Source organism: Streptomyces sp. NPDC039736 (assembly GCF_055596485.1).
Map to the genome: position 1 here is coordinate 383,732 of NZ_JBVIUQ010000007.1, position 12,483 is coordinate 396,214.

The following is a 12,483-nucleotide window of genomic DNA, read 5'->3' on the forward strand; positions in this document are numbered from 1 at the left end:
CCCATGGACGCCGTGTTCGAGAAAGTGCTCCGCGACCACCTGCCCCGCCTCCAGGAGCAGCCCCTCACCGACGACACCCGGCTGCACGACCTGGGGCTCGACTCCATGAAGTCCGTCGACCTGCTGTTCGCCATCGAGGACGAGATGGACGTCTCGCTGTCCGACGACGACCTCAACGAGGAGACCTTCGCGACCGCCGGTTCGCTGTGGCGGGCCGTGGACGCCGCGCGCAGCTCCGAGGCGATCGCGTGACCGCCACCTCCACCGCGCCCGCCGCGGCCGGCCGGGGCGGGGCCCCGCTCCCGCTCGTCACACTGGTCGAGGAAGCCGCCGAGGTGACCGCGGTGCACGCGCGGCGCACCGACACCGAAGCGGCCTTCCCCGCCGAGGCGCTGGACTCGTTGCGCCGCACCCGGCTGCTCGGCCTGCTCGTGCCGGCCGCCGAGGGCGGCCTCGGCGGCGACCTGGGCGACGTGCTCACCGCCACCCGCCGACTGGGCCGCGAGGACATGTCACTCGCCATGATCTTCGCGATGCACTGCCAGCAGGTGGCCGCCCTGGTGCGGCACGCCGACGGCAAGCTGCGCGACGACCTCCTGCCCCGGATCGGAAGGGGCGAGACGTACCTGGCCTCAGTCACCACCGAAGCGGGCAAGGGCGGCGCACTCCTCACCGCCACCGCGCCCCTCCGGCAGCGCGAGGGCCACCTGCTCCTGGACCGCTTCGCGCCCATCGTCACCGGCGGCGCCCACGCGGACGGCTTCCTCGTCACCATGCGCAGTCCGGACTCCGAGAACGAGAACGACGTCTCGCTCGTGTACGCCGACCGGGGCCAGCTCGAGGTGGCCTCCGCCGGCCGCTGGGACCCGCACGGCATGCGAGCCAGCCACAGCGGCGCGCTCCACCTGCGCGGCACCGTCCCCGAGCACCAGGTCGTGGGGGAGCACGGCCGTTTCCGCGACATCGTCACCCGCACCTTCGGCCCCCTCGCCCACCTCGGCTGGAGCGCCGCCTGGCTGGGCACGGCCGAGGGCGCCCTGGCACGCACCGTCGGCATGCTCCGCTCCGCCCGGACCCGCGGCAGCCTCTCCCTCGACTCCGAGCTGCTGCTCACCCGGATCGCCCGGGTACGGCACCGGCTGGAGGCCGTCGCCGCGCTGCTGGCCCACACCCTCGACACCGTCACGCACGAGGACGTCTCCCGGCCCCGCGTCCAGCTCCTGGTCAACGGACTGAAGGTGACCGCATCCGAACAATGCCACGCGGCGGTGCACGAACTCGTGGAGATCGTCGGGCTGCGCCACGGCTACCTGAGGGACTCACCCCTCGCGCTGGAACGCGCCCTGCGCGACCTGCGGTCGGCGAGTCTCAACTTCAGCAACGACCGACTGCTGCTGGCCGACGGCAAGCTCACCCTCCTCGACGCGGAGGTGCGCCTTGCCTGAGGCCGTGGAACCCCTCCAGCGCGGGCGCCCCGCCCCGACGGCACGGCCCGCACCGGCCGACGCGGCGTCCGGACGCGAGCTGTGGGCCCGGCTGGGCGCGGCGGGCGCGCTGCGCGGGCTCTACCGGGAGGAGCTGCCCGAACACGGGATCGTCCCCGACCGGCTCCGCGACCTGATCGTCCGCGCCGAGGCGGACGAGGGCGCCGGACCCCTGCTGTCGGTCTGCGTCCAGGCCGCCACCGTGCTGCCGCTGCTCGCGGAGGCCGGCCGGCGCGGGCCCGCCGCGGCGGACGTCGCACGGCGGATGCTCGACGGCCGCTCTGTCGTAGCCCTGGCCGCCACCGACAGCGGCCCCGGCTCCGACCTCGCCCTCCTGGCGACACACGCCGAGGAGACGGCCGCCGGAACGGTGCTGCACGGCACCAAGCGCTGGATCACCAACGCGGTCCACGCGGACCTGCTGCTCGTCCTGGCCCGCCGCCGCCCCGGCCCCCACTTCACCAACTTCGCCTGGTACCTCGTGCCCGCCGACGACCCGCACGTACGCGTCGAAGCGGCACCGAGTCCCTACTTCACGGGATCGGGCACCGGTCACGTCCACCTCGACGGCGTACCGGTGCTCGCGGACGGACCGGTCGGCGGCGCGGGACGCGGATTGGCCCTGTTCGCCCGGCACATCGCGGTGGAACGCCTCGCGGGCGGCCTGTGGGCGGTGGCGGCCTGCCGCCGGGCGCTGGCCGACACCCGGAAGCGGCTGGCGGAACGCGGCCTGTGGGAGCAGCCCGCGATCCGCCAGCGGCTCGCCGCCGCCCTGGTCCGCACCCGTCAACTGGAGGCGCTGGTCGAAACGTTGGGACCCGCTGTCGCCGCCGAGCACGACCACACCGGTGCGGCGCTGGTGAAGGCGGCGGCCGGGGAGACGGCCGACCACGTCCTCGACGTCTGCGCGCACCTGTGCGGCGCGGACGGCTTCGCCGCCGCGGGCATGCAGCACCGGCGCGCGGAGGCCGCCTTGTTCGGCATCGCCGGCGGCAGCACCGAGACCGTCCTCGCCGCCGTCGCCCAACAGGCGGAAGCACTGCTGCCCCCGCCCGGCGGGACGGCACCGTGAGCGCCGCCACCGCCCCGGCGCTCCCCGGCCCGGCAGCCCGGCAGCCCGGTTTCGATGTCGTCGAGGCGGCGACCGGCGTATGGGTGGCCTGGACGCGCGCGGCCGCCCCGAGCACCCACCCCGCCGACCTCGCGGACGTGGGCGGACGGCCCCGGTGGCGGCGGCGCCAGTCCCTCGCCGCCCGGGGACTGCTGCGCGCCCTGCTCGCCGAGGTGTGCCCCGCGGCCCAGGACGTCCCGCTGACCGCCGACGCCCGCGGCCGTCCCCTGCTGGAGGGGCTGCCCGGTCTGGGAATCAGCCTCTCCCACGACGCGGCGGACGACACCGGGGGCGGTGACCTGCTGGCCGCCGCCGTGGCCCCCGGCCGACGGGTGGGCGTGGACGTCCAGCTCCCTCCCGGCCCGGACCTCTCACCCGGCCTGGTCCGCCGGTGCCTGCGCGCACGCGCCGCGGAACTGTCCGCGCTGCCGGCCGATCGCCGCGCCCTGGAGTTCGCCTGGGTGTGGACCGTGCAGGAGGCCTGCGTGAAGGCCGACGGCACCGGCATCGCCGGCCGCCCGTGGTCCCTCGACGTCCCGGTGCGACCCGGCACCGGCACCGTCGGAGATCTCACCTGGATCGCCCTGCGTCACCTCAGTGTCCACCCCGTGAGCTGCGCCTTTGGAGACGCCCGTGCCTGCTGAAGCACTGAGCTGCTACACCACCAACCTCAAGGAACACCTTCGTCTCACCCACCCCGCCGCCGAACGGAAACTGGCCACCGGTTTCACCCTCTCCGTCCGTCGCGACGGCCTCGACGGCCTGATGGCCTTCAGCCACCACGACCGGGTGGCGCCCGACTTCGGCTACCGCGGCGCACGCCGCTGGGAGGACGCCCTGTCCGCCCTCCGGGGCGAGTTCGCCAGGCAGGGCGACGTCCTGGCCGTGGCCAACTGCCGCAACCTGCCGTGGAGCCCGTCCCACCTCGTGCGCGACGTACCGCACTGGCTTCGCCTCGCCGCCCGCGACGGTGACCGCTGGCTGGTGGTGGACGACTTCGACGCCCTGCTGCCCGAAGGCCATCAGTCACCGCACCGCGGCTGGGTCGAAGAAGCCGGACTGCGGGAACTGCTGGCCCCGCTGCCGGGCCTGGAGACCGCACTGCACCAGCGTGACGTGTACGCCCTCGGCGGTGGCCCCGCCTGGGTGCCCGACCCGGGGAACCACCGCTGGCTGGAGCACGGCGCCGGCCGCTTCGATCCGCGCCCCGGCGACTGGGTCCGGGGCACCGCCGCCTCGCTGGCCCTGCTCCGCGACCTGCTGCCGTCCGACCCGCAGGCACAGGTCCGCTACGCCGAGGACCTCTGGGCCGCGGCGCGCCACCACCAGTACCTGCACCGCGCCGAGCCCGCGACCGCCGCCGCCTGGGGCGAACTGTCCCGCTCACTGCGCTACGCGGCCCAGTCGGCGGCACGCGGCAGGCCCCGCGCCTCGCTGGTGCGCACCGCCTTCGAGCGCATCCTCACCGCGACCGGAGGCGGCGAAGCGCCCGCTCTCCGTCCCACCGCCGCGCCTGCGGGAGCGGCCCGGTGACCCCCCGCACCGGGGACCGCCCCGGCACCCTGCACGCGTGGTTCGCGGCGTCGGCCGCACGCCATCCCGACCGCACCGCCCTGGAAGCCGACGGGCAGACCCTCACCTACCGCGAACTCGAGGACTTCAGCGCCCGCGTCGCGGACGGCGTCCTGCGGGCCCGCCCCGACCCGCCGCGCCGCGTCGGTCTGCTGGGCGGCAGGAGCCCCGCCACGTACGCCGGTTACCTGGCCGTCCAACGGCTCGGCGCCACAGTCGTCCCGCTGAACACGGCATGGCCCGGCGCCCGCAACGCCTCGGTCGCCCTCCGCGCCGGGCTCGACCTGATCCTGACCGACGGGACCGGCGGACCGCACGAGCTGCCCGTGCCGTCGCTCGACCTGGCCGACGCGGCCGGCGGCTCCGCGCAGGGCCCGCCTCTTCCCGCGGAACCGGGAGCGCCCGCCTACATCCTGTTCACCTCCGGCAGTACCGGCGCCCCCAAGGGCGTGCCGGTACTCCATGACAACGTCGCCCCGTACCTCGCCCACGTCATCGACCGCTACGAGGTCGAACCCGGCTCCCGCCTCTCCCAGACCTTCGACCTCACCTTCGACGTCTCCGTGTTCGACATGTTCGCCGCGTGGGGCGGCGGCGCGACCCTGGTCGTCCCGAGCCGGGACGAGATCCTGGCACCCGTACGGTTCGTCAACGACCGCCACCTGACCCACTGGTGCTCCGTCCCGTCAGTGATCTCCTTCGCCCGCCGGATGCGGGCGCTGCGCCCCGGCGCCATGCCGGAACTGCGGCACAGCCTCTTCGCGGGGGAGCCGCTCACCCTTCAGCAGGCCCGGGCATGGCAGGCGGCGGCGCCGTCGTCCCGGCTGGAGAACTTCTACGGCCCGACCGAACTGACCATCACCTGCTCGGAGTTCACGCTCGACACCGACATGGACCACTGGCCCGAGACCGTCAACGGAACGGTGCCGATCGGCCATGTCTACCCACACCTCGAACACCGCGTCCTCGACGCCGAGGGGAGGCCGGCGGAGGAGGGAGAACTGTGCGTGCGGGGACCCCAGCGATTCCCCGGCTACCTGGACCCCGCCGACAACGAGGGGCGCTTCTGGGACCTGGACGGCGATCGTCCCGCGGACCCCGCCGCCGCGGCGTCCGGTTCGGCGACGGGCCCTTCGGGCACGGTCCCGGCGGCCCTGTGGTACCGCACCGGCGACCGGGTCCGCCCCGTCGGCCGGGACGGACTCCTCCACCTGGGCCGCCTCGACCACCAGGTGAAGGTCGACGGCTACCGGGTCGAACTCGGCGAGATCGAGTCCGCGCTGCGCGACCAGCCCGACGTGCACGACGCCGTGGTCCTCGCCCTTCCCACCGCACACGGCGGCACCGAACTGCACGGGGTGTGCACGGGCGACGCCCTCGACTCCGGCACGCTGCTGGCCGCACTCCGCGAACGGCTGCCCGCCTACATGGTCCCCGCCCTCCTCCACATTCATCACGAACTGCCCCTGAACGGCAACGGCAAGACGGACCGAGCGGCCCTCGCCGCCCTGCTGCACGAGGTCCCCGCGGCGACAGCGGGCCGGGGACTCCGATGACACGCCATCCACCCGCGGCCCTCGCCGGAACCCGTCCCGCCGAAGGCCACGACACCCGTGCCCGCCCGGCTCTCCGCTGCGTCTCCGTCCGGGGCGCCGACCCCGGCGAACCCCCGCCGCGGACCGAACCGGGCGTCCTCACCGCCCACCGCGCCCCCTGGCGCGACGCTCCGACACCCCCGCCGGAAATACCGCCGCACCACGCCCCCGTGGCCCTCTCCGCCACGGTGCTCGGCCAGCTCCCGGCCGGCCCGCTCCCCGACGGCCTCGGGCCGCAGTCGGCGTCCGTACGCTCCGGCGACCGCCCACCGGTCCGGCAGCACGGCCAGGAGCGCCCGGGACACGTCGTCGTCGACGCGGCAGTCATGACGGACTCCAGACGCGGGCACGGCCCGTGCGGGAAGCACTGAGCCCGGCCCTCCACCACGTTCCGAGTCCCGTGTACGACGTGCCCCCTTCGACACTCACTTTCCCAGGAGCCACCATGGGTCTTCCCACCCCCACTGCCACGTCCTTGTCATCGGCCTCCGGCAGCCGCCCCCAGCAGGGGCAGCGCGCCGACCGTGACGCCTTCTGCGCCGCCATGACCCACCTCCCCAGCGGCGTCAGCATCATCACGACCCAGGGCCCGGACGGCCCGCTGGGCTGCACCGTCAGCTCCGTCATCTCGCTGTCCGCCCAACCGCCCTCCCTGCTGGTGTCGCTCGCGGCCACCAGCCGCACCCTGCTCCATGCCCTGCGCACCGGCGGCTTCGCCGTCAACGTCGTCTCATGGCGACAGCGGGAGCTCTACCGCCGGTTCGCCCAGGGAGACCCCCTACGACGCTTCGACGGCGTCACGCACACCGTTCGCGACGGCCAGCCCGTGCTGGCCCACACGTCCGCCGTGTTCACCTGCACCGTCGAACGGTCCATAGAGGTGGGCGACCACACCCTCCTGGTGGGCAGTCCCACCGAGGCGTTCCACGACGCGGACGCCCGCCCCCTGGTCCTCCACCGCCACCGCGCACACCGACTCGACCCGTACGCGGCACGCTCCCGAGAGGCCGACGCGGGGTGACGCCCACGCGGCCCGGCGGCCGGAACGCCGCGGCCACGGCCCTCGACGGAGCCGGCGGACCCGCTGTGGCGGCCGTGTTCGCGCGCCTCACGAAGCCGGTGCCGGGGGCTGGGAAACCGCGAGGCGCAGCGTCATGACCGCGTGGTCGGTCAGCCCCGCTCCGCGGGCTTCCTGGTGGTAGTCGCAGGCCAGGACGCGCTCGGCGGGGGGTGTGGAGACGAAGAGGTGATCGGGGCGGAAGCCGCTGCCGCTGCACCCGAACAGGAGGGGGCGACTGCATCGGGGCGAAGGCGTCGGTGAGGCCGACGGCCCGGAACGAGTTGTGGAAGTCGTACTCCCGGTCGCCGAACACCTTGTGCGGGGGCTGGTGGCCGCGCTCGATGACGTTGAGGTCCCCGGCCACGATGACGGGCACGTCCGGGAAGGCGGCGAGTAGCTGCCCGTCAGTTCGTCCGCGGAAGCACTCACACGCGTGGGCTCCGGTGGCGCAGGCCGAGCCGATGCCACCGGCCCCCCGCCACATCTCCGTCTGCTCCCCGGAGCGGTACACCCGCCCGGCGTCGGCCTGCACGTCACCACGTACCCGAACGCGCCCCCTCCTCCCGCCGTCGCAGAGGAGACCCGAGGGTCTCAGGGCTCAGGCGAACTCACGGACGGCGGCCTGACGATGCGACGGGGCCTCGCGAGCGATGGACCTCGGCAGATCGCCCCTCCCGCCCCGGGGGCCGGCTCGCCCGCCCACAGAACTGGCGTTCCCAGCCCCGCACTTGGCGGATTGCGGCACGGCCTGACTGCGCGGCCTCGGTGAAACGCACTCCCTGTTTCTCCTCCTGTTTCAACCGCCCTGCGAAAACAGTCTGTTGCACGCCTTGCCCGCCCCCCGTATGACAACCTCACCAGATGTGCGATTTACGTGCGATCCAGTGTTCGATTCACGCGCGATTGGAGTATGGTGCCTGTCGGAGGTGACCTCTGTGTCCACTGAGAACGAGCTGTTCAGCGCCGTCGACGCGCTGCTGGAGCAGGTCGCGCAGGACGATCTGCCAGAGCCTGCGGAGCGCAAGCGCCTGCGGGAGGCTGCGGGTCTGAGCCAGGCTCAGATCGCTACGGCGTTGGACGCCCGCCGCGAGGCGGTCGGGAACTGGGAGACCGGGCGGACCGAGCCGCGGCCGCCGAAGCGCGCCGCGTACGCCCGGCTGCTGGAGGGCCTCGCCGCCCGCTTCCCCGCCCCGGCGTCCGACGTTCCCGCCGCCGCCCCGGCCCCCGTGGCCCCGGAGGCGTTCACCGGTCCGGCACCGGAACCCGCCCCGGCGGCCGCCGCCCCGCCGTCCCGCCTGAAGGAGGAGGCGAGCACCACCACCAGGCCCGCCCCGCCGTCGCGACGCCCGGGTGCGAAGAAGGCGGCGGCGAAGAAGACCACGGCGTCGGCGGTCGCCGTCGACCCGCGCTTCGAGAACGGCCCGCTCGCGGTCATCGACTGCCAGGACGGGCAGGTGTCCGCGTACTGCGTCGGGGGCCTGGTCCTGGACGTACCCGCCAAGAGCATTGCGGCACTGGTCGACTGGACACTGAGCGAGGCCCGGCTCGGGCAGGCCCGGCTGCACCGCAACGGCCGCGACGCCGATCCGATCCTCGTCCTCACCGCGTCCGCGCTGGAGCGCTACGGCCTGCCGGTCGCCCTGTCGGAGCAGGAGCGGCACGCGGGCCGGCTCCCGTCCGGCCACAAGGTGGTCAAGCAGATCGAACGGGCCGGGCTCAAGATGAGCCGGCGCGGCTTCGGCCCGTGGGCCCGCGTCTACCGCGACCCCGAGGGCTCCCGGCGCCGCTGCGTCCAGCTGTGCGTCCTGCCCTGGAACGCGTTGGACGCCCGCGAGTGGGACAAGCGCGACGACCCGCGGCTGCCGACGATGCACCCGGCCGACCTGGTCCAGTACCTCGGTCTGTACGCGGCCCGGGTGATCACGCCGCGCGGCAGCACCGCGACGACCGGCCTGGAGCTGATGACCGCGCTGCGCCCGCCGACCCGCGCCGAGAAGGACCCGGCCACCGGCGAGTTCAAGCCCGCGTTCAACGACGACGCGATCACCGCCAAGTACGACGTCGTGCCGTGCGAGGTCCCCGACGAACACCCGATCCTCAAGGGCCGGTTCGCCCGGCACCACCTGCGCACTCCCGCAGAGATGCTGATGGAGGAGCCGTACGACTGGTGCCGGCCGCTGACCGATGAGGAGTGCGCCAACCCGTACCTGGTCGTCATCGACATCAACATGTCGTTCGCCGCGGCCGCGAACGGCCTCGTGGTCGGGCTGAACGGGCCGACCCATCTGGAGAACAACCCGAGGTTCGACCCGGCGCTGCCCGGCTCGTGGCTGGTCGACCTCTCCCACGTCGACCTCTCCCGCGCCCGGGTCAACGGCCGCACGGTCGACGGCTCCCGGCTGCCCTCCCCGTTCACGCCGAAGGGGGACCACCCCGAGGGCCCGGCCTGGTACGCCACCCCGACGGTCGCCTACGCGGTGGAGCTCGGCTTCGACGTCGCACCGGTCGAGGCGTACGTGCGCACGAAGACCGGCCGCTACCTGGACTCCTGGTACAAGCGGCTGCGCGACGCGTACGTGGAGACGATGGCCGACATGGGCGTCACCACCGACCTCCAGGGCGAGGAGTTCCTCGACGCGATGGCGCGGCGCAAGCAGGTCGACCCGACGATGGCGCTGCTGGAGACCGCGATCAAGGCGACGGCGAAGGGCGCGATCGGCAAGCTGCGCCAGCGGTCCCGGGGCCAGGTGCCGTACTACGAGCCCTACCCGGCGCTGGACCGGTGGACGTGGCGCCCGGACATCCGGGCCGCCGTGCTGGCGAGCCAGCGGACCGGCCTGCACCGCAAGCTGATGAAAACGGCGGCCGCCGCCGACCTGTACCCGGTCGCGATCGGCACCGACGCGATCGTCTACCCCTCGCCCGGTCCGTCCCCGCTGGACGTCCTGCCGTACACGCCCGAGGGCAAGCCGGCGCCGGGCACGTTCCGGCTCGGGGTCTCGCCCGGGATGGTCAAGCACCAGGGCACGCAGACCGTCCTGTGGGCGGAAGCCCAGTTCGAGGAGCGCGGCGTCTTCAACATCTCCAACCTCATCAAGACCGACCAGAGCGCCGGAGAAGGGGAGTAGGCCGTGGTGGACTTGCTCGGGGACAGCCTGGACCGCGCGCTGGAGGGGGCGTTCACCCGCCGCGTCCCGCAGAGCGCCCAGGCGCAGATGAAGTACCTCGTCAAGCAGCTCAAGGGCACCAGGGCCGCCGCCCAGGTGCTCGGGATCTCCCAGCGCACCGTGGAGCGGTACGTCTCGGGCAAGCTCAAGCGGCCCCGCCAGGACCTGCGCGGCCGTCTGGAGCGCGAGGTGAAGAAGAGATGGCAGCCGCAGATCCGCGCGAAGGCGAGGAAGAAGGCGGCGTCCACGGACGGGCTGGTCGTCTCCACCCGCGCCCGCTTCGGCTTCGAAGCCGCCGACGGCACGACCGACGACGCCCGGATCCGGGACATCACCCAGGCCCTGCCGCCCGAGTACGCCGACAAGCTGTTCACCGCACGGGAGCAGGGCCAGAACGAGGACCAGCTCCGGCAGATCGCCGCCGACGGCCTGGCCCGGATGTACTTCCGGGCCAACAACAGCCGCGCGCACGGGCTGGGCGTGGAGTTCACCGACGTGGAGCGGCTCGACATCGAGCTGTAGGCCAGGCGCCTGCCACGAGCGCCGCGACCCTGTGGTGACTGAGCACTTCACTTGCCGGATGAGCGGTCGAGTTGGCGAACTGAGCATCCGCGCGTGGGGATGCCTGGCAAGCCGAAGCGCTCAGTCACACGTTGTTGAGCAGGGGTTCCCACTTCCCAAGCCTTCTGCGGATCTCCTCGGCGAGGACGCCGCCCTCAGTCCTGGGAGCTTGACGACCCGGGCATGCCCGACTGGCTGAGGCGGTATCTCTGATCACACTCCTCTTCCTGCAGCCCTGGAACGCATGACCGCGTGCCTGTACCGGCAAGCGCAGGGGACGGACCTCCTCGGTGGCGAGCGTCTGCCGGGCGCTCGCCGAGCACGCGGGCACGCCTGGGAGGGCAGGGGCTGCTGCGCGGTGCCTGCCGCCGGGGCCGTGCCGTCAGCCGGTACCGAGCCCGGTGCTGCCGTCCGGCCGGAGGCCGTCGAGGCCGAGTCCTTCGCCGGCCTCCATCGCGGCGGCCTCGGCGCTGCGGGGGAACAGGGTCTGTTCGTACGTCCGCAGGGCGATTTCCGGGTCGTCGCGGTGTGTGGCGAGGGCGAGGGCGAGGTCGGCGCCGTCGAGCATCGCCAGGTTGGCGCCCTCGCCGTTGGGGGCCGTGAGGTGGGCGGCGTCGCCGAGCAGGGTCACTCCCGGCACCCGTTCCCACCGGTGCTGGTCGGGCAGCGCGTACAGCGGGCGCAGGAACGGTCCGAGGTCGCTTTCGGTGATAAGTCCGGTGAGCTCCGGCGCCCAGCCGTCGAACTCCGCGGCGATGCGTCCGGCGGCCGCGGCGGCATCGGTGAAGTCGACGGTGTCGAACCATTCCTGCGGTTCGTGCAGCCCGATGTACGCGTGCAGGGTGTCTCCCTTCTCCCGGTGGGCGAAGATCTCCCGGCCCGGCTGGAGCGCGATCATCGATCCGCCGCCGACCGTCTTCGCGGCGGCCGGATGCCGGGTGGCGGCGTCGAACAGGTAGGTCTCGACGACCGATTTGCCGATGTACTGGGGGGTGGCGGCGGAGACCAGCGGCCGCACCCGGGACCACGCGCCGTCCGCGCCGACCAGCAGGCGTGCCACGACGGCGCTGCCGTCGGCGAACGTCACCTCGTGATGGCCCCGGCGCAGGGTGCGGGCGGCGGTGACCTTGCGGCCCCACCGGACGGTGCCGGACGGGAGCGAGTCGAGCAGGATCTGCCGCAGGTCGCCCCGCTGGATCTCCGGGCGTCCGCCGGTTGGGTCGTCGGCCTTGTCGAGCAGGACGGTGCCGTTGGGGTCCAGGAACCGCATGGCCTGGCGCCCCTCCAGGACAAGGCCGCGGAACTCGTCCGTCAGCCGGGCTGCCTTGAGGGCCAGTTGGCCGTTGTAGTCGTGGATGTCGAGCATTCCGCCCTGCGCCCGCGAGGTGGGTGACGGCTCCGCCTCGTAGACCGTGGCCGGTATGCCGTGGAGGTGCAGGACGCGGGCGAGCGTGAGGCCGCCGAGCCCGGCGCCGATGATGGTGACGTCGGTGATCGGGGTGGGGGCAGTGGTCATCGGGGCTTCCCTGTCGGATTCGGACGATCGTGGCCGCCGGGCGGACGATCGGCGGCGCGGACGGGCTCCAATGTGCCTGTGCGCATGGACAGATCGCCGACAGATCACCGACTCCTCGGGCAGATCGCCGACGGATGACCGACAGGCCGCCGGTCACCGCTGGTCAGCGACACACAGCACAGAGGCGAAACGTCTCGACTGCCAGCTCTGGAAAGCGGTGCCGGGCGGGCCGGCGCTCGTGGCGTCCGCACTCTGGTGTCGGCGGCGCTGAGCTGCCCGGCGTGAGCCGCGCGGCCGGGTGGGCGTCCCGGCCGGGTGGGCGTCCCGGCATCGGTCTGCCCGCCACTGCGACGGCAGACGGCGGAGTCCGCGCGGCCGGGCGGCTGGGGAGGAGGGCAGCGGCGCCCGAGGGGCGGG

General features: G+C 73.7%; 11 protein-coding genes. 10 read left to right on the plus strand and 1 reads right to left on the minus strand.

The annotated features are described in order from the left end of the window. The first annotated feature begins 3 nt into the window (after window positions 1–3). The 10 genes from ACZ56L_RS23680 (at window position 4) to tpg (ending at window position 10,511) form a co-directional block, all read left to right on the plus strand. A complete protein-coding gene (locus tag ACZ56L_RS23680) occupies window positions 4–252 on the plus strand; it encodes a phosphopantetheine-binding protein (protein ID WP_345219741.1) in 249 nt (82 codons plus the stop codon). Next, window positions 249–1,445, plus strand: coding sequence for an acyl-CoA dehydrogenase family protein (locus ACZ56L_RS23685; RefSeq protein ID WP_471066097.1), 1,197 nt, complete (start codon window positions 249–251; stop codon window positions 1,443–1,445). Before ACZ56L_RS23680 ends, ACZ56L_RS23685 begins: the two co-directional genes overlap by 4 nt. Continuing rightward, entirely contained in the window at window positions 1,438–2,556 is a 1,119-nt protein-coding gene (locus tag ACZ56L_RS23690; protein ID WP_471066099.1) for an acyl-CoA dehydrogenase family protein, read from the plus strand. The genes ACZ56L_RS23685 and ACZ56L_RS23690 overlap by 8 nt, the downstream gene beginning before the upstream one ends. Beyond that, the gene (locus tag ACZ56L_RS23695; protein WP_471066101.1) at window positions 2,553–3,239 is read left to right on the plus strand and encodes a 4'-phosphopantetheinyl transferase family protein; all 687 of its coding nucleotides are present in this window, start codon (window positions 2,553–2,555) and stop codon (window positions 3,237–3,239) included. Before ACZ56L_RS23690 ends, ACZ56L_RS23695 begins: the two co-directional genes overlap by 4 nt. Beyond that, window positions 3,229–4,128 carry a hypothetical protein gene (locus ACZ56L_RS23700; protein ID WP_401760446.1) on the plus strand — a complete coding sequence of 300 codons (900 nt, stop codon included), beginning with the start codon at window positions 3,229–3,231 and terminating at the stop codon, window positions 4,126–4,128. The genes ACZ56L_RS23695 and ACZ56L_RS23700 overlap by 11 nt, the downstream gene beginning before the upstream one ends. Further along, on the plus strand, window positions 4,125–5,723 hold the full coding sequence (locus ACZ56L_RS23705; RefSeq protein WP_471066103.1) for an AMP-binding protein: 1,599 nt from the start codon (window positions 4,125–4,127) through the stop codon (window positions 5,721–5,723). The genes ACZ56L_RS23700 and ACZ56L_RS23705 overlap by 4 nt, the downstream gene beginning before the upstream one ends. Further along, a complete protein-coding gene (locus ACZ56L_RS23710) occupies window positions 5,720–6,133 on the plus strand; it encodes a hypothetical protein (RefSeq protein WP_471066105.1) in 414 nt (137 codons plus the stop codon). Before ACZ56L_RS23705 ends, ACZ56L_RS23710 begins: the two co-directional genes overlap by 4 nt. A gap of 74 nt (window positions 6,134–6,207) precedes the next feature. Then, the gene (locus ACZ56L_RS23715) at window positions 6,208–6,783 is read left to right on the plus strand and encodes a flavin reductase family protein (protein ID WP_471066107.1); all 576 of its coding nucleotides are present in this window, start codon (window positions 6,208–6,210) and stop codon (window positions 6,781–6,783) included. Between the two features lie 974 nt (window positions 6,784–7,757). Beyond that, window positions 7,758–9,950: a telomere-associated protein Tap gene (gene tap / locus ACZ56L_RS23720; RefSeq protein ID WP_471066109.1), complete on the plus strand. Its 2,193-nt coding sequence runs from the start codon at window positions 7,758–7,760 to the stop codon at window positions 9,948–9,950. A gap of 3 nt (window positions 9,951–9,953) precedes the next feature. Beyond that, a complete protein-coding gene (tpg, locus tag ACZ56L_RS23725) occupies window positions 9,954–10,511 on the plus strand; it encodes a telomere-protecting terminal protein Tpg (protein ID WP_468690095.1) in 558 nt (185 codons plus the stop codon). 421 nt (window positions 10,512–10,932) lie between these two features. Here tpg and ACZ56L_RS23730 read toward each other — a convergent pair whose 3' ends face one another. Further along, window positions 10,933–12,066: an FAD-dependent oxidoreductase gene (locus ACZ56L_RS23730; protein WP_471066112.1), complete on the minus strand. Its 1,134-nt coding sequence runs from the start codon at window positions 12,064–12,066 to the stop codon at window positions 10,933–10,935. Window positions 12,067–12,483 lie beyond the last annotated feature (417 nt).

Coding starts and splice junctions, on each gene's coding strand:
- ACZ56L_RS23680 (WP_345219741.1), top strand. CDS start 4: ATGGACGCCGTGTTCGAGAAAGTGCTCCGCGACCACCTGCCCCGCCTC.
- ACZ56L_RS23710 (WP_471066105.1), top strand. CDS start 5,720: ATGACACGCCATCCACCCGCGGCCCTCGCCGGAACCCGTCCCGCCGAA.
- ACZ56L_RS23715 (WP_471066107.1), top strand. CDS start 6,208: ATGGGTCTTCCCACCCCCACTGCCACGTCCTTGTCATCGGCCTCCGGC.
- ACZ56L_RS23730 (WP_471066112.1), bottom strand. CDS start 12,066: ATGACCACTGCCCCCACCCCGATCACCGACGTCACCATCATCGGCGCC.